The sequence below is a fragment of the Enterobacter sp. MGH 38 genome (genome assembly GCF_000492855.1).
In the GTDB taxonomy this organism is placed as follows: domain Bacteria; phylum Pseudomonadota; class Gammaproteobacteria; order Enterobacterales; family Enterobacteriaceae; genus Enterobacter; species Enterobacter hormaechei_C.
In genome coordinates this window covers 631,169-647,092 of sequence record NZ_KI535607.1, presented here as the reverse complement: position 1 = coordinate 647,092, position 15,924 = coordinate 631,169, and the positions used below count along the sequence as shown (strand labels likewise).

Annotated in this window: 21 protein-coding genes; 11 read left to right on the top strand and 10 right to left on the bottom strand. The window is 54.5% G+C overall.

Annotation, left to right across the window (positions count from 1 at the left end; all coding sequences use genetic code 11):
• Positions 1-75: 75 nt before the first annotated feature.
• Genes hpf through L384_RS17835 form a run of 8 tightly spaced genes read right to left on the bottom strand, consistent with a single transcriptional unit; the run spans position 76 to position 6,252 of the window.
• Positions 76-363 carry a ribosome hibernation promoting factor gene (gene hpf, locus L384_RS17800; RefSeq protein ID WP_003861866.1) on the bottom strand — a complete coding sequence of 96 codons (288 nt, stop codon included), beginning with the start codon at positions 361-363 and terminating at the stop codon, positions 76-78.
• 22 nt (positions 364-385) lie between these two features.
• Positions 386-1,819, bottom strand: coding sequence for an RNA polymerase factor sigma-54 (gene rpoN, locus L384_RS17805; protein WP_023323788.1), 1,434 nt, complete (start codon positions 1,817-1,819; stop codon positions 386-388).
• Positions 1,820-1,866: 47 nt separating this feature from the next.
• The gene (lptB, locus tag L384_RS17810) at positions 1,867-2,592 is read right to left on the bottom strand and encodes an LPS export ABC transporter ATP-binding protein (protein WP_003861862.1); all 726 of its coding nucleotides are present in this window, start codon (positions 2,590-2,592) and stop codon (positions 1,867-1,869) included.
• Between the two features lie 6 nt (positions 2,593-2,598).
• Complete coding sequence (lptA, locus tag L384_RS17815; protein ID WP_003861860.1) at positions 2,599-3,153, bottom strand: lipopolysaccharide ABC transporter substrate-binding protein LptA; 555 nt, start codon at positions 3,151-3,153, stop codon at positions 2,599-2,601.
• Positions 3,122-3,697, bottom strand: coding sequence for an LPS export ABC transporter periplasmic protein LptC (lptC, locus tag L384_RS17820; protein ID WP_003861858.1), 576 nt, complete (start codon positions 3,695-3,697; stop codon positions 3,122-3,124). Before lptC ends, lptA begins: the two co-directional genes overlap by 32 nt.
• Positions 3,694-4,260 carry a 3-deoxy-manno-octulosonate-8-phosphatase KdsC gene (gene kdsC, locus L384_RS17825; RefSeq protein ID WP_003861856.1) on the bottom strand — a complete coding sequence of 189 codons (567 nt, stop codon included), beginning with the start codon at positions 4,258-4,260 and terminating at the stop codon, positions 3,694-3,696. Before kdsC ends, lptC begins: the two co-directional genes overlap by 4 nt.
• Positions 4,261-4,274: 14 nt before the next feature.
• The gene (gene kdsD / locus L384_RS17830; RefSeq protein ID WP_003861853.1) at positions 4,275-5,261 is read right to left on the bottom strand and encodes an arabinose-5-phosphate isomerase KdsD; all 987 of its coding nucleotides are present in this window, start codon (positions 5,259-5,261) and stop codon (positions 4,275-4,277) included.
• A gap of 13 nt (positions 5,262-5,274) precedes the next feature.
• Positions 5,275-6,252, bottom strand: a complete 978-nt coding sequence (locus L384_RS17835) for a calcium/sodium antiporter (protein WP_003861852.1) — start codon at positions 6,250-6,252, stop codon at positions 5,275-5,277.
• A gap of 227 nt (positions 6,253-6,479) precedes the next feature.
• Here L384_RS17835 and mlaF point away from each other — a divergent pair, with 227 nt between their 5' ends.
• The 7 genes from mlaF to murA all read left to right on the top strand — a co-directional run bounded on the left by mlaF (position 6,480) and on the right by murA (position 11,273).
• Positions 6,480-7,292, top strand: a complete 813-nt coding sequence (gene mlaF / locus L384_RS17840) for a phospholipid ABC transporter ATP-binding protein MlaF (RefSeq protein WP_003861850.1) — start codon at positions 6,480-6,482, stop codon at positions 7,290-7,292.
• Between the two features lie 7 nt (positions 7,293-7,299).
• The gene (mlaE, locus tag L384_RS17845) at positions 7,300-8,082 is read left to right on the top strand and encodes a lipid asymmetry maintenance ABC transporter permease subunit MlaE (protein ID WP_003861848.1); all 783 of its coding nucleotides are present in this window, start codon (positions 7,300-7,302) and stop codon (positions 8,080-8,082) included.
• A gap of 4 nt (positions 8,083-8,086) precedes the next feature.
• Positions 8,087-8,635, top strand: coding sequence for an outer membrane lipid asymmetry maintenance protein MlaD (gene mlaD, locus L384_RS17850; RefSeq protein WP_003861847.1), 549 nt, complete (start codon positions 8,087-8,089; stop codon positions 8,633-8,635).
• An 18-nt stretch (positions 8,636-8,653) separates the two neighbouring features.
• Complete coding sequence (gene mlaC / locus L384_RS17855; RefSeq protein ID WP_003861845.1) at positions 8,654-9,289, top strand: phospholipid-binding protein MlaC; 636 nt, start codon at positions 8,654-8,656, stop codon at positions 9,287-9,289.
• Complete coding sequence (mlaB, locus tag L384_RS17860; RefSeq protein WP_003861843.1) at positions 9,289-9,582, top strand: lipid asymmetry maintenance protein MlaB; 294 nt, start codon at positions 9,289-9,291, stop codon at positions 9,580-9,582. Before mlaC ends, mlaB begins: the two co-directional genes overlap by 1 nt.
• Before the next feature lie 126 nt (positions 9,583-9,708).
• Positions 9,709-9,963 (top strand): BolA family iron metabolism protein IbaG, encoded by a 255-nt coding sequence (gene ibaG / locus L384_RS17865; protein ID WP_003861840.1) that lies wholly within the window; start codon positions 9,709-9,711, stop codon positions 9,961-9,963.
• Between the two features lie 50 nt (positions 9,964-10,013).
• A complete protein-coding gene (murA, locus tag L384_RS17870; RefSeq protein WP_006812128.1) occupies positions 10,014-11,273 on the top strand; it encodes a UDP-N-acetylglucosamine 1-carboxyvinyltransferase in 1,260 nt (419 codons plus the stop codon).
• A 63-nt stretch (positions 11,274-11,336) separates the two neighbouring features.
• On the opposite strand, the gene sfsB is transcribed toward murA, so the two are convergent.
• Both sfsB and ispB read right to left on the bottom strand, forming a co-directional pair.
• Positions 11,337-11,624 (bottom strand): DNA-binding transcriptional regulator SfsB, encoded by a 288-nt coding sequence (gene sfsB / locus L384_RS17875; RefSeq protein WP_017382732.1) that lies wholly within the window; start codon positions 11,622-11,624, stop codon positions 11,337-11,339.
• 228 nt (positions 11,625-11,852) lie between these two features.
• Positions 11,853-12,824 (bottom strand): octaprenyl diphosphate synthase, encoded by a 972-nt coding sequence (gene ispB, locus L384_RS17880; protein ID WP_003861833.1) that lies wholly within the window; start codon positions 12,822-12,824, stop codon positions 11,853-11,855.
• 257 nt (positions 12,825-13,081) lie between these two features.
• Here ispB and rplU point away from each other — a divergent pair, with 257 nt between their 5' ends.
• The 4 genes from rplU (at position 13,082) to cgtA (ending at position 15,922) form a co-directional block, all read left to right on the top strand.
• A complete protein-coding gene (gene rplU, locus L384_RS17885) occupies positions 13,082-13,393 on the top strand; it encodes a 50S ribosomal protein L21 (RefSeq protein ID WP_003025032.1) in 312 nt (103 codons plus the stop codon).
• A 19-nt stretch (positions 13,394-13,412) separates the two neighbouring features.
• The gene (rpmA, locus tag L384_RS17890; RefSeq protein WP_003861831.1) at positions 13,413-13,670 is read left to right on the top strand and encodes a 50S ribosomal protein L27; all 258 of its coding nucleotides are present in this window, start codon (positions 13,413-13,415) and stop codon (positions 13,668-13,670) included.
• Positions 13,671-13,765: 95 nt separating this feature from the next.
• Positions 13,766-14,731, top strand: coding sequence for a DMT family transporter (locus L384_RS17895; RefSeq protein ID WP_003861826.1), 966 nt, complete (start codon positions 13,766-13,768; stop codon positions 14,729-14,731).
• 15 nt (positions 14,732-14,746) lie between these two features.
• Positions 14,747-15,922, top strand: a complete 1,176-nt coding sequence (gene cgtA / locus L384_RS17900) for an Obg family GTPase CgtA (protein WP_003861823.1) — start codon at positions 14,747-14,749, stop codon at positions 15,920-15,922.
• Positions 15,923-15,924: the final 2 nt, after the last annotated feature.

Genomic DNA, 15,924 nt, shown 5'->3' with positions numbered 1-15,924 from the left:
CCTAAGCGCTAACTGTACAAATGGCCTGTTGTGTTTCACAACAGGCCGTCCTGCACCCGTTAACTGCCCGGACAATTAGTGTTGTTTCAGTTTATCTTTATGTTTATTGAGCTGTCTCGCAAGCTTATCAATCAAGCCGTCGATAGCCGCGTACATGTCTTGCCCTTCCGCACTGGCATGGAGTTCCCCTCCGTTGACGTGCAGGGTCGCATCCGAGATATGCGTCACTTTCTCCACTTTCAACACAACATAGACCTGGTTGATCCTCTCGAAATACTGCTCGAGTTTCGCAAACTTAGTGTTTACAAAATCGCGTAAAGCCTCAGTAATCTCGACGTTATGTCCGGTGATATTGAGCTGCATAGTGTCTTCCTTATCGGTTGTGTCAAACCAGTTGTTTACGCTGGTTAGACGGCGGAATGGATAAAGACTCTCGATACTTCGCGACAGTACGACGTGCCACCATAATACCCTGATCGGACAGCATGGTGGTTAACTTACTGTCACTGAGTGGCTTCGCGGGGTTCTCCGCGGCGATCAACTTCTTCACCAGTGCGCGAATGGCCGTCGACGAGGCTTCGCCGCCGCCTTCGGTGTTCACGTGGCTGGAGAAGAAATACTTAAGCTCAAAAATACCGCGTGGGCTGTGCAGATACTTCTGCGTGGTCACGCGGGAAATGGTTGATTCATGCATCTCGACGGCCTGGGCTATGTCCGCCAGCACCATCGGTTTCATAAACTCTTCGCCCTGCTCAAAGAATGCCTGCTGCTGTTCGACAATACAGCGGCTGACGCGCAGCAGCGTGTCATTACGGCTCTCCAGACTCTTAATCAACCAGCGTGCTTCCTGAAGGTTGCTGCGAATGTATTGATTATCAGCGTCGTTACGGGCGCTGGTGCACATGGAGGCGTATTGCTGGTTGATTTGCAGGCGAGGAATGCTGTCGGCGTTCAGTTCAACGACCCAGCGGCCATTGTGTTTTCTCACCAGCACATCGGGAATGACATATTCCGGTTCGCTGGTCTGAATCGACTGCCCCGGACGCGGATCGAGTGACTGGATCAGATTCACCGCTTCCTTCAGCACCTCTTCTTTCAGGCGCGTGACGCGCATCAGGGTGCGGAAGTCGTGGTTCGCCAGCAGATCCAAATGATCGCTGATGATGAGCCGGGCTTCGTCAATCCACGGTGTCTCTTTAGCAAACTGCGAAATCTGGATCAGAAGGCAGTCACGCAGATCTTTCGCGGCGACGCCAATCGGGTCGAAACGCTGAACGCGTTTCAGGACGGCTTCGATCTCTTCCAGTTCAATCTCGTCATCGCCGATGCTTTCAAGAATCTCCTCCAGCGTCACGGTCAAATAGCCCGTGTCGTCAACGGCATCGACAATCGAGGTGGCAATGGCGCGATCGGTATCGGAGAAAGGCGTCAGCTCCACCTGCCACATCAGGTAGTCCTGAAGCGATTGGGTAGTTTCGCCCTGGTAGACCGGGAGTTCATCGTCCTGGTAGTCTGCACGCGTCCCGGAAGGGGTACCCGCGGTGTAGATTTCATCCCAGCTGGCATCCAGCGGCAGTTCGTCCGGCATCTCTTTCTGTTCGAGTGCATCTACGGAGTCGAGCGTTTCTGTGTCCTGCGTCTGCTGGGCGTCTACCTCGTCATGAAGATCGGTCTGCTCCAGCAGCGGATTGCTGTCCAGCGCCTGCTGGAGCTCCTGCTGGAGTTCTAACGTGGACAGCTGCAACAGACGGATTGCCTGCTGGAGCTGCGGCGTCATGGCCAGTTGCTGGCTGAGCCGTAATTGCAAACCTTGCTTCATGTTCAGAGCGTTTTTCTCCGGTTCGGCGTGACTTAACCTCTACCCTATCAGAGTCTGAAGTCTTCCCCAAGGTACACGCGCTTAACATGCTCATCCTCGAGGATTTGCTGCGGCGTACCGTGGGCAATCAGATGGCCCTGGCTCACTATGTAGGCGCGCTCACACACCGCCAGCGTTTCACGAACGTTGTGGTCCGTGATCAGTACGCCAAGCCCGCTGTCGCGCAGGTGTTCAATGATACGTTTGATATCGATAACGGAGATGGGGTCAACGCCCGCAAACGGTTCATCCAGCAGGATAAATTTCGGGTTTGCTGCCAGCGCGCGCGCAATCTCAACGCGGCGGCGTTCACCACCGGACAGCGCCTGACCGAGGCTGTCGCGAAGGTGTTCAATATGAAACTCTTCCATCAGCTCGTTCGCACGGTCAGTGCGCTGCTCGCTGGTCAGATCGTCACGGATCTGGAGCACGGCCATCAGGTTGTCGAACACGCTTAAGCGGCGGAAGATAGACGCTTCCTGCGGCAGATAGCCGATGCCACGACGCGCGCGGGCATGCAGCGGCAGCAGGCTGATATCTTCATCATCGATAATGATGTTGCCGGCGTCACGTGGGACGATGCCCACTACCATGTAGAAGGTCGTAGTTTTACCCGCGCCGTTAGGGCCAAGCAAACCCACGATTTCGCCGGAGTTGACGGTCAGACTGACATCTTCGACGACGCGGCGGCCCTTATACGCTTTCGCGAGGTTTTTTGCAGTTAAAGTTGCCATAACGAATTAGTTACTCTTTTTCTTTGCCGGAGCCTGACCGTTGTTCTTGTCCTGCAACTGCGAAGGCACAAGCACGGTCGTGACGCGTTTGCCTTTTTCGCTGGAGGCCTGCATTTTCTGCTCTTTCACCAGATAAGTGATCTTGTCGCCTTTGATATTGCTGTCCAGCTGTTCCAGGTAAGCATTACCGGTCAGGATGACCAGATCCTTCGCCAGTTCATAGTGCATATGCGAGGCATGGCCTTTCACCGGCTTGCCGTTGTCCTGCATCTGGTAGAAGGTGGCCGGGTTGCCATAACCATCGATAATCTCTTTCCCCTGCTCGCCGCCCGGACGGGTAACGACCACTTTGTCGGCGTTGATTTTGATGGTGCCCTGGGTCACAACGACGTTGCCGGTAAAGGTGACGACGTTACCCTGCATATCCAGAGACTGGGTATCGGATTCAATATGAATCGGCTGTTCGGTGTCGCCAGTCACAGCAAGCGCGGGAAGACTGGCCGCCAGCAGCGCGCTGGCGATAACAACTTTAAGGCTGAGTTTGTTTGTTTTGAATTTCATAGGAGGTTCTAACCTTTTCAATCAGCTCGGCGTTTTTGCTGCGTAAGTTCCCGCGCATTCTTAAACCGCTGGAATTAAATGTTGTGCCATACAGGGTGACTAAATCCTGCGACGTGACATCCTGGGTGACCAGGTTGATCTGGGCGTTATCCGTCGTAATTTTTCGCAGTTGCGCGTCAGCGGTCAGGGCGTTGACTTCAACGTGACCATACAGGTAAAGCATACGGTCATTTGTCAGTTTTGCCCGGTCAGACTTGATTGACCACGTCGGCACTTTGTCCGTATCAAAGGTGGTCAGGACCGGCTGGGTAAACCACGAGGTGCCGTCATCTGAAAAATATTCTACATGCTGAGCAACGAGGCGATAGTTCAGCGCACCTTCCGGGCTATAGACCACGGTGTCGCTGTGATCGCTTTTATAGGTCGGGTCGCTCGTGTTAACCACTTCCGCTTGCGTATCATCGCGGTCAGCGAGATTTACGCCAATCAGTATCAGGGCGACAAGCGCAAGCAGAATGATAACCCAACGTCTGGTTTTACTCATATCGATTGCCCTTTCGCCTCATCAAGCTTGCCCTGCGCCAGCAGAAGCAGATCGCAGACTTCACGGACGGCGCCACGGCCACCGTGAATATGGGTAACGTAATCAGCACGCGGGATCAGCAGCGGGTGCGCGTCAGCCACGGCGATGCTCAGACCCACCTCCGCCATGACTGGCCAGTCGATCAAATCATCCCCGACGTATGCCACATTCTCTGGCGCAATGGCCAGTTTTCCCAGCAAATCCCGGAAGGCTACCATCTTATCAGACTGTCCCTGATAGAGATGCGTAATGCCCAGCGTTTCACACCGATCTTCTACCAGTTTAGCTTTCCGCCCGGTGATGATTGCAACTTCAATACCGGACGTGAGCGCACAGCGGATACCGTAACCGTCGCGAACGTTAAAGGCTTTCAGCTCTTCGCCGTTATTGCCCATATAAATCAGACCGTCGGAGAGCACACCATCCACATCGAGGATCAGCAGGCGGATATTTTCCGCCTTTGACATCATGTGGGCGCTCACCGGGCCATAACAGGTTGCAAGGGATGCACCCGCATTACTCATTGTCTTATCCTTCATTACACTACGCCAGCGCGCAGCAGATCATGCATATGTACCACACCCAGCAGTTGGTCGCCATCGGCAACCATCACTGAGGTAATATGACGGGACTGCATCAGGTTCAGTACATCTACCGCCAGCGTACCCGGACGGACGCGGATCCCTCCTGGTGTCATTACATCAGCGATGCCCAGCGTTCGGACATCCACACCCATATCGAATACCCGGCGCAGGTCGCCGTCGGTGAAAATGCCCTGAATCTTCATCAGATCGTCGCAGATAACCGTCATGCCCAGGTTTTTACGGGTGATCTCCAGTAACGCGTCGCGCAAAGAGGCCTCTTTGCTGACGTGCGGGATCTCATCCCCGGTGTGCATAATATCGTTAACCCGCAGCAGCAGTTTGCGCCCGAGCGCGCCGCCGGGGTGAGACAGGGCGAAATCTTCTGGCGTAAAACCGCGGGCTTCCAGCAGCGCAACGGCAAGGGCATCGCCCATCACCAGCGCGGCGGTTGTGCTGGAGGTCGGCGCCAGCCCCAGCGGGCAGGCTTCTTTAGGCACCTTCACGCACAGGTGAATATCCGCCGCGCGCGCCATGCTGCTTTCCGGGCGGCTGGTCATGCAAATCAGCGGTACGTGCAGACGCTTCAGCACCGGGATCAACGCCAGGATTTCATTCGATTCCCCGGAGTTGGACAGCGCAATAACCACGTCCTGCGGCGTAACCATGCCGAGGTCACCGTGCGCGGCTTCACCGGGATGAACGAAGAATGACGACGTGCCGGTACTGGCAAAGGTCGCCGCCATTTTGCGCCCGATATGGCCGGATTTGCCCATCCCCATCACCACGACTTTACCGGCGCAGTAGAACATCTTCTCACAGGCCAGACTAAAATCCTGATTAATGTACTGATCTAACTGCGCCAGACCTTCACGTTCAATCTCCAGAACGTCTTTGCCTGCTTTCTGAAAGTCAAAACCCGGCTGCAATTCTATTTGCGACATAATGCGTTTCCGTTTACCCAGAGAGAAGTGGCGAGAGCCAGTACAGCATCGCCAGCCATACGATAAATCCACCCGTCAGCAGCGCGCCCGCGCCTTTGCCGATCTGCTCTTTTCGCCGCCAGCAGAGCAGGGCGAAAATCACGCTGACCAGCAGCATCACACCGTAATCGCGCGTGAAAACCATAGGGTTAAACGGTCCCGGCGAAATTAACGCCGGCAGCCCCGTCACGATCGCGATATTGAAAATATTCGAGCCAATGATATTGCCGATGGCGATATCATCTTCCCCTTTACGCGCCCCGGCGATGGCGGTAGCCAGCTCTGGCAGGCTGGTGCCGATAGCGATGACCGTCAGACCGATTGTCAGTTCGCTCATCGCAAACGCGTTCGCCAGCACCGTCGCGTTATCGACCACCATCCGCGTGGCCATTGGCATGATAATCAGCGCGACGCCCAGCCACAGCAGGGCGACGGGTAAGGTCCCTTCCCGGGGCAGCTCGGCGAGGTGCTCACGCGTGAGGCTATCGTTACCCTGTTTTTCCGCCAGACGTGCGATCTTCACGCTGTAAAGCAACCAGATCACGGCCAGGGCGAGCAGGAATATACCGTCACCGACGCTCAGCACCCCGTCATAAAGCACATAGCCCGCCAGCAGACTGACGACTAACATTAGCGGCAATTCACGACGCAAAACATCGGAATGTACGCGAAATGGATGCAGTAATGCGGCTAAGCCTAAAATCAGCAAGATATTGACGATGTTAGAGCCAATCGCGGTGCCGATAGCGAGGTCAACCTGGCCATGCAACGAGGCTGAAACAGAAACGATGATTTCAGGAAGCGATGTGCCTACACTGACCACCGTCATGCCGATAATGATGGGCGGCATGCCAATGAGTCGACAGAGAATGGATGCGGCAAAGACCAAACGGTCAGCACTGTAGACCACCAACAGTAAACCAATTATTAACAGTGCTGTTGCTAAAAGCATCAAAAGTCCTTTCTTCAGGTATACTCGCTGGTCCACTGCGCACGAATTTTAGCGCCAGATGAAGTCTGAGACGTGACGAATTCCTAATTTTGACTTTATGCGCCGGAAAAGTAAAACAAATGCCAGCTTTCGCTAACCCCAATAGTGAATATTCTGTAAAAATGCGGGGTTTAGGGCTGATTTACGCTTCATGCCAGCCGTGAAGCAAGGTAAGTAAGGAACCATAAATGAGCCAAACGATGGCGAATATAGTCGATGTCCGGGGCGTCAGTTTTTCTCGTGGCAACCGGTTAATATTTGATGATATTTCGCTGACCGTGCCGCGCGGTAAAATCACCGCCATCATGGGGCCGTCAGGGATCGGTAAAACCACGTTGCTGCGTCTTATCGGCGGGCAAATCCCCCCTGACAGCGGCGAAATTCTCTTCGACGGCGAAAACGTCCCGGCGATGTCTCGCTCGCGCCTCTACACGGTTCGCAAACGGATGAGCATGCTCTTTCAGTCGGGGGCGCTATTCACCGATATGAACGTTTTTGACAACGTGGCCTATCCGCTGCGTGAGCACACCCATCTTCCTCCTGCGCTGTTGCACAGCACGGTGATGATGAAGCTTGAAGCCGTGGGGCTGCGGGGGGCTGCGAAACTCATGCCGTCCGAACTCTCGGGTGGGATGGCGCGCCGCGCCGCGCTGGCGCGTGCTATTGCCCTGGAACCCGATTTAATCATGTTCGATGAACCGTTCGTCGGGCAGGACCCCATCACCATGGGCGTGCTGGTGAAGTTAATTTCGGAGCTGAACAGCGCCCTTGGCGTCACCTGCGTGGTGGTTTCCCACGACGTGCCGGAAGTGCTGAGTATCGCTGATTACGCCTATATTGTGGCTGACAAAAAGATCGTCGCCCACGGCAGCGCGCAGGCGTTGCAGGAGAATGGCGATCCGCGCGTGCGGCAGTTCCTGGACGGTATCGCAGATGGGCCGGTGCCTTTCCGCTATCCGGCGGGCGACTATCATGACGATTTACTGGGAATAGGGAGTTAAGCCACTCATGCTGTTAAATGCGTTGGCGGGTCTTGGACACCGTGGCCTAAAAACCATCAGTACGTTCGGGCGTGCCGGATTAATGTTGTTCAACGCGCTGGTCGGCAAACCGGAGTTCCGCAAGCATGCGCCGTTACTGGTGCGGCAGCTTTATAACGTCGGCGTGCTGTCGATGCTTATCATCATCGTGTCGGGTCTGTTTATTGGCATGGTGCTGGGGTTGCAGGGGTATCTGGTACTGACAACCTACAGCGCGGAAACCAGCCTTGGCATGCTGGTGGCGCTCTCGCTGCTGCGTGAACTCGGGCCGGTGGTTGCCGCGCTGCTGTTCGCCGGGCGTGCCGGGTCAGCGTTGACGGCGGAAATTGGCCTGATGCGCGCCACCGAGCAGCTCTCCAGTATGGAGATGATGGCAGTCGATCCGCTGCGCCGGGTGATCTCGCCGCGCTTCTGGGCCGGGGTTATCTCCTTGCCGTTACTGACTATCCTCTTTGTGGCGGTAGGTATCTGGGGAGGCGCGCTGGTTGGCGTTAACTGGAAAGGCATTGATGCCGGATTCTTCTGGTCTGCCATGCAGGACGCCATCGATCTGCGGATGGATCTGGTGAACTGTCTGATCAAGAGCGTGGTTTTCGCTGTGACGGTTACCTGGATTGCGTTGTTTAATGGTTACGATGCCATTCCGACGTCGGCGGGCATTAGCCGTGCAACGACGCGTACTGTCGTACATTCGTCGCTGGCCGTTTTAGGTCTGGATTTTGTGCTCACCGCACTGATGTTTGGGAATTGAGTTCATGCAAACGAGAAAAAATGAAATTTGGGTTGGCGTGTTTCTGCTTCTGGCGCTGCTGGCCGCGCTGTTCATCTGCCTGCGAGCGGCGGACATCACCTCTGTTCGCGCCGAGCCGACGTACCGTATCTACGCGACTTTCGATAACATCGGCGGCCTGAAAGCGCGCTCACCGGTGCGTATTGGTGGCGTCGTTATCGGACGTGTCGCCGACATTACGCTTGATGAGAAAACCTATCTGCCGCGCGTCGCGATGGATATCGAAGAGCGCTATAACCACATTCCGGACACCAGCTCGCTTTCTATCCGCACCTCTGGCCTGCTGGGGGAGCAATATCTGGCCCTTAACGTTGGTTTTGAAGATCCTGAGCTGGGAACGACTATCCTTAAAGACGGTAGCGTAATCCAGGATACCAAGTCAGCGATGGTGCTGGAAGATATGATTGGTCAGTTCCTTTACAACAGTAAAGGGGATGATAAAAAGTCTGACGATGCCCCTGCGCAGAGTGAAGACCACACCAACGTCGAACCGACGCCAGGCGCGACGAATTAATTTCAGGAGAAGTTATTCATGTTTAAACGACTGTTAATGGTTGCCATGCTGGTCATTGCCCCTCTTACCGCGGCGCACGCTGCGGATCAGAGTAACCCGTACAAACTGATGAATGAGGCCGCGAAGAAAACCTTCGACCGTCTTAAAAACGAACAGCCAAAAATCCGTTCTAACCCTGATTATCTGCGTGATGTGGTGGATCAGGAGCTGCTGCCGTATGTGCAGATCAAGTACGCGGGTGCACTGGTGCTGGGCCGTTACTACAAAGACGCGACCCCGGCGCAGCGCGAGGCTTACTTTGCGGCGTTCCGTGAATACCTGAAACAGGCTTACGGCCAGGCGCTGGCGATGTATCACGGGCAGACCTATCAGATTGCCCCTGAACAACCGCTGGGCGATGCCACTATCATTCCTATTCGCGTGACGATTATCGATCCAAACGGTCGTCCACCGGTTCGTCTGGACTTCCAGTGGCGTAAAAACAGTCAGACCGGAAACTGGCAGGCGTACGACATGATCGCTGAAGGCGTCAGCATGATCACCACTAAACAGAACGAGTGGAGCGATCTGCTGCGCACTAAAGGCATTGATGGCCTGACGGCTCAGCTTCAGTCCATCTCTCGTCAGAAAATTACCCTGGACGAGAAGAAGTAATGTCACAGCAGCTTAGCTGGGCGCGTGACGGCGAGACGTTGACGCTGACGGGAGAGCTGGATCAGGATCTGCTTAACCCGCTGTGGGACGCTCGCCATAACGCGATGCAGGGCGTGACGCTGATTGATCTCCATGGCGTCACGCGGGTAGATACCGCCGGTATCGCCCTGCTGGCGCACCTGGTGGCCACGGGCAAAAAGCAGGGGAGTAGCGTCACCCTGACGGGGGTAAGCGATAACGTGATTACCCTTGCACAGCTTTACAATTTGCCCGAAGACGTATTACCTCGCTAATTTTTTCAGTACGTTACTTCTGAAAGCCCCGACAGTTTACGCGTCGGGGCTTTTTGCTTGTTTAAGACCGCGCCACTTTGCTCTAAGATGTTGAGCTTGTTTTCACTATCAGATGATGTAGACCCCATGGAAAATAATGAAATCCAGACTGTGCTGATGAATGCACTCTCCCTTCAGGAAGCCCACGTCTCTGGCGATGGCAGTCACTTCCAGGTTATTGCTGTGGGTGAGATGTTCGACGGAATGAGTCGCGTGAAGAAACAGCAGGCTGTGTACGCGCCGCTGATGGAATACATTGCGGATAACCGCATCCACGCCCTGTCGATTAAAGCGTTCACCCCACAGGAGTGGGCACGCGATCGCAAACTAAACGGTTTTTGAGCTGAGGGCGAAACGCCCGCAGCACGGTTGAATTTATAAGAGAGCAAACGATGGATAAATTTCGTGTACAGGGACCTACGCGTCTCCAGGGCGAAGTCACAATTTCTGGCGCTAAAAACGCCGCGCTGCCCATTCTTTTCGCTGCGCTGCTCGCAGAAGAGCCGGTAGAGATCCAGAACGTACCGAAGCTGAAAGATATCGACACGACCATGAAGTTGCTCGGCCAGTTGGGCACCAAAGTGGAGCGTAACGGTTCCGTCTGGATCGATGCCAGCAACGTGAACAACTTCTCAGCGCCGTATGAGCTGGTGAAAACCATGCGTGCGTCCATCTGGGCGCTTGGTCCGCTGGTGGCGCGCTTCGGTCAGGGACAGGTTTCACTGCCGGGCGGATGCGCTATCGGCGCGCGTCCCGTTGACCTGCATATCTTCGGGCTGGAAAAACTCGGCGCGGAGATCAAGCTGGAAGAGGGTTACGTTAAAGCATCCGTCAATGGTCGTCTGAAAGGCGCGCACATTGTCATGGACAAAGTGAGCGTGGGCGCAACGGTCACCATCATGTCGGCTGCTACGCTGGCAGAAGGCACTACCATCATCGAAAACGCCGCCCGTGAGCCGGAGATCGTGGATACCGCGAACTTCCTGGTCGCGCTGGGAGCGAAGATCAGCGGGCAGGGCACAGACCGTATCACCATCGAAGGCGTTGAACGTCTGGGTGGCGGTGTGTATCGCGTACTGCCAGACCGTATCGAAACCGGCACTTTCCTGGTGGCCGCGGCCATTTCTGGCGGTAAGATTGTCTGCCGTAACGCCCAGCCGGATACCCTGGATGCGGTGCTGGCGAAGCTGCGCGATGCGGGTGCGGACATTGAAATCGGTGAAGACTGGATCAGCCTGGATATGCACGGGCAGCGTCCTAAAGCCGTTAACGTGCGTACTGCGCCACATCCGGCATTCCCGACGGATATGCAGGCACAGTTCACGCTGTTGAACCTGGTGGCCGAAGGCACGGGCTTCATCACGGAAACCATCTTCGAAAACCGTTTCATGCACGTACCGGAACTGATCCGTATGGGTGCGCATGCTGAGATTGAAAGCAACACGGTAATTTGCCACGGCGTTGAAAAACTGTCCGGTGCGCAGGTGATGGCGACCGATCTGCGCGCATCTGCGAGCCTCGTACTGGCAGGTTGTATTGCGGAAGGGACTACCGTTGTCGATCGTATCTACCACATCGATCGTGGTTACGAGCGTATTGAGGATAAACTGCGCGCGCTGGGTGCAAATATCGAGCGTGTGAAGGGCGAGTAATCATTCCGGCACCCCCCTGCCAGAACAGGCCGGGGGATTGCTGTTCTTGTCAATTCTGGTGCATCAGTCCTGATGCGCTTTCTTCGTTTTGCTCTGGCGCATCATGCGCGTTCTGTCGATAAATTCATGGGTGATGGGATCGTGGTAGCGTGACGGCCATATCACCCACGGATGCGTATCCAGCGCCGTCGCGATAATCAGTTCCCCCTTCGGCCATGGGCGGGTCAGGGCGTTTGCCAGCGTCGACGAGCTCAGCCCATGACGACGTGATTCGGCAGCCAGCGAAGTTCCTTTTTTACGCAGTGCCGCAATAATGTCAGCAGAATGCCAGTCGATGAATTTTGTATCCATAATGCTGTCCTTGTGTTCGTTATCGTCCACGTCGTTTCGTGTGAAAAGACAGCATTACTATACTCACTTCGAACATCTGTTCTAAAAAGTTCATGTTACGAGAAGCAATATTCAGAATAAGGCACGGCTTTATACATACGGCCTGTAACCCGATGGGCTTACGCGTAAATGTAATTTACTGGAGCGTACTGGAGTCTCCCTGCGTAGGGGCAGGGAGATGATGAGGGATTAACGGTCGCGCTGGACGGCGATGTGCGCGAGGCCGATTAGCGCATCACGCCATGGGCTGTCGGGAATGACCTGAATAGCGGCGATGGCTTTGTCCGCTTCTTCTTCAGCGCGCTGACGCGTCCATTCCAGGGAGCCGCAGATTGCCATTGTTTCCAGTACCGGTTCCAGAAGATGGCGTCCATTTCCCTGCTCGATAGCCTCCCGGATCATTTTCGCCTGCTCTGGTGTACCATTGCGCATCGCGTGGAGCAGCGGCAGCGTTGGCTTGCCTTCGTTCAGGTCATCGCCGACGTTTTTACCGAGCGTTTCGCCATCCGCGCTGTAGTCCAGCAAATCATCAATCAACTGGAACGCGGTGCCGAGGTAACGGCCATAGTCCTGAAGGCCTTTTTCCTCCGCTTCGCTACAGCCAGCCAGAATGCCAGAGCACTGCGCGGCGGCTTCGAACAGACGTGCGGTCTTGCTGTAAATCACCCGCATATAGTTTTCTTCGGTGATGTCCGGGTCGTTGACGTTCATCAGCTGTAGGACTTCACCTTCAGCGATAACGTTCACGGCTTCTGACATCACTTCCAGCACCTTCAGCGAGCCAAGGCTGGTCATCATCTGGAAGGCTCGGGTATAGATAAAATCGCCTACCAGAACGCTTGCCGCATTACCAAACGCGGCGTTGGCGGTGGCTTTGCCACGACGCATGTCTGATTCATCCACAACATCGTCGTGAAGCAGGGTGGCGGTGTGGATAAATTCGATCAGCGCCGCGATCGTGACATGGGCATTTCCCTGATAGCCAACCGCGCGTGCGGCCAGAATGGCAATCATCGGACGAATACGTTTACCACCGCCGCTGACGATGTAATAGCCCAACTGATTGATCAGCTGAACGTCAGAGTTGAGTTGCTCCAGGATTGCTGCATTCACACCCGCCATATCTTGCGCGGTTAACTCATTGATTTTTTCTAAATTCATCGCAAAAGCCGGGCTTTTTATCCTGTTTATCCCACACGAGATGGGTACACAAAGGGTTTCGGTTTATAAATAGTATTGCTGATTGTACTGAAAAAACGGCTCAGATAAACGTTACCGTACGTGTTGTGTTTTTTTTCTTCATGTATTGATGGTAGCACTTGTCAAAGGCTCGCATTTTGCGTAATATTCGCGCCCTATTGTGAATATTTATAGCGCACTCTGAATCATACGAGGATGTGCGCGGAAGCGGAGTTTATATGTACGCGGTTTTCCAAAGTGGTGGTAAACAACACCGAGTAAGCGAAGGTCAGACCGTTCGCCTGGAAAAGCTGGACATCGCAACTGGCGAATCTGTTGAGTTCGCTGAAGTTCTGATGATCGCAAACGGTGAAGAAGTCAAAATCGGCGTTCCTTTCGTTGATGGCGGCGTTATCAAAGCTGAAGTTGTTGCTCACGGTCGTGGCGAGAAAGTTAAAATCGTTAAGTTTCGTCGTCGTAAACACTATCGTAAGCAGCAGGGCCACCGTCAGTGGTTCACTGATGTGAAAATTACTGGCATCAGCGCCTAAGACCTGAGGAGAGATTTAAATGGCACATAAAAAGGCTGGCGGCTCCACACGTAACGGTCGCGATTCAGAAGCTAAACGCCTGGGCGTTAAGCGTTTCGGTGGCGAATCCGTTCTGGCGGGTAGCATCATCGTTCGTCAGCGTGGCACCAAGTTCCACGCGGGTACCAACGTAGGTTGCGGTCGTGACCACACTCTATTTGCTAAAGCAGACGGTAAAGTGAAATTTGAAGTTAAAGGCCCGAACAACCGTAAATACATCAGCATCGTTGCTGAGTAAGGTTTTCTCGGTCCGGTAACGGATTAAAGCCCCGCAACGTGTTGCGGGGCTTTTTACATTGGAAACCCGGAAAATTTTCTGTAGGGAAAACGGGCATGAAGCAGCAGGCCGGCATTGGTATTCTTTTGGCGCTCACTACCGCAATGTGCTGGGGTGCGCTGCCAATTGCAATGAAGCAGGTACTGGAAGTCATGGAGCCACCGACGGTGGTGTTTTATCGCTTCCTGATGGCAAGCATAGGCCTGGGCGCCATTCTGGCCGTCAAAGGTAAGCTGCCACCGCTGCGCATCTTTCGAAAACCGCGTTGGCTGGTGTTACTGGCTATCGCGACGGGCGGTCTGTTCGGTAACTTCATTCTGTTCAGCTCTTCCCTGCAATATCTTAGCCCTACAGCGTCGCAGGTGATTGGTCAGCTTTCACCGGTCGGCATGATGGTCGCCAGCGTATTCATCCTCAAGGAGAAGATGCGCGGCACGCAGATCATCGGGGCAAGTATGCTGCTTTGCGGGCTGGTGATGTTCTTTAACACCAGCCTGATTGAGATTTTTACCCGCCTGACGGATTACACCTGGGGTGTCATTTTTGGGGTGGGCGCAGCAACGGTCTGGGTGAGTTATGGCGTCGCGCAAAAGGTGTTATTGCGCCGTCTTGCCTCACAGCAGATCCTCTTTTTGCTGTACACTTTGTGTACACTGGCATTATTGCCTTTAGCGAAGCCGGGTGTAATTACCCAGCTCAGCGACTGGCAACTGGCGTGCCTCATTTTTTGTGGGCTGAATACGCTGGTCGGTTATGGCGCGCTGGCTGAAGCCATGGCGCGCTGGCAGGCAGCACAGGTGAGCGCCTTAATCACGCTTACCCCGCTGTTTACGCTGTTATTTTCAGATTTGTTATCAATGGCCTGGCCCGATGTCTTCGTCAAGCCGATGCTCAACCTGTTGGGTTATCTCGGTGCGTTTGTCGTGGTTGCGGGCGCGATGTATTCCGCCATTGGTCATCGTCTCTGGGGGCGTTGGCGCAAAAATGAAGCGGTTGTAATAGTCCCCCGCTCAGGCGAATGAGTTACGGAGAGTAAAATGAAGTTTGTTGATGAAGCGACGATCCTGGTCGTGGCAGGTGATGGCGGTAACGGTTGTGTAAGCTTCCGCCGTGAAAAATATATTCCTCGTGGCGGTCCTGACGGCGGTGACGGTGGGGACGGTGGCGACGTGTGGCTGGAGGCGGATGAAAACCTCAACACGCTGATCGACTACCGTTTCGAAAAATCTTTCCGCGCCGAGCGTGGCCAGAACGGCCAGAGCCGCGACTGTACCGGTAAACGCGGTAAAGACGTGACGATCAAAGTGCCGGTGGGTACGCGTGTCATCGATCAGGGTACGGGCGAAACCATGGGTGATATGACCAAACACGGTCAGCGCCTGATGGTGGCGAAAGGCGGCTGGCACGGTCTGGGTAACAGCCGTTTCAAATCTTCCGTTAACCGTACCCCGCGTCAGAAAACCATGGGTACCCCGGGTGATAAGCGCGACCTGCAACTGGAACTGATGCTGCTGGCGGATGTGGGGATGCTGGGCATGCCAAACGCCGGTAAATCGACGTTTATCCGTGCGGTCTCTGCGGCGAAACCAAAAGTGGCAGATTATCCGTTTACGACGCTGGTACCGAGCCTGGGCGTTGTCCGTATGGATAACGAGAAGAGCTTCGTGGTCGCTGACATCCCGGGTCTGATTGAAGGGGCTGCAGAAGGCGCCGGTCTGGGTATTCGCTTCCTGAAGCACCTTGAGCGTTGCCGCGTACTGTTGCACCTCATCGACATCGATCCAATCGATGGTTCCGATCCGGTTGAAAACGCTCGTATCATTATCGGCGAGCTGGAGAAATACAGTGAAAAACTGGCGCAAAAACCGCGCTGGCTGGTATTCAACAAGATCGACCTGATGGACAAAGCGGAAGCTGAAGCGAAAGCTAAAGCGATTGCCGAAGCGATGGGTTGGGAAGATAAGTACTATCTGATCTCTGCCGCCAGCCAGGTTGGCGTGAAAGATCTCTGCTGGGATGTGATGACCTTTATCATCGAGAATCCGGTTGTTCAGGCAGAAGAGGCGAAACAGCCTGAAAAAGTCGAATTCATGTGGGATGACTACCACCGCCAGCAGCTCGAAGAGCTGGAAGCGGAAGAAGATGATGAAGACTGGGACGATGACTGGGATGAAGACGACGAAGAAGGCGTCGAGTTCATCTACAAGCACTAACC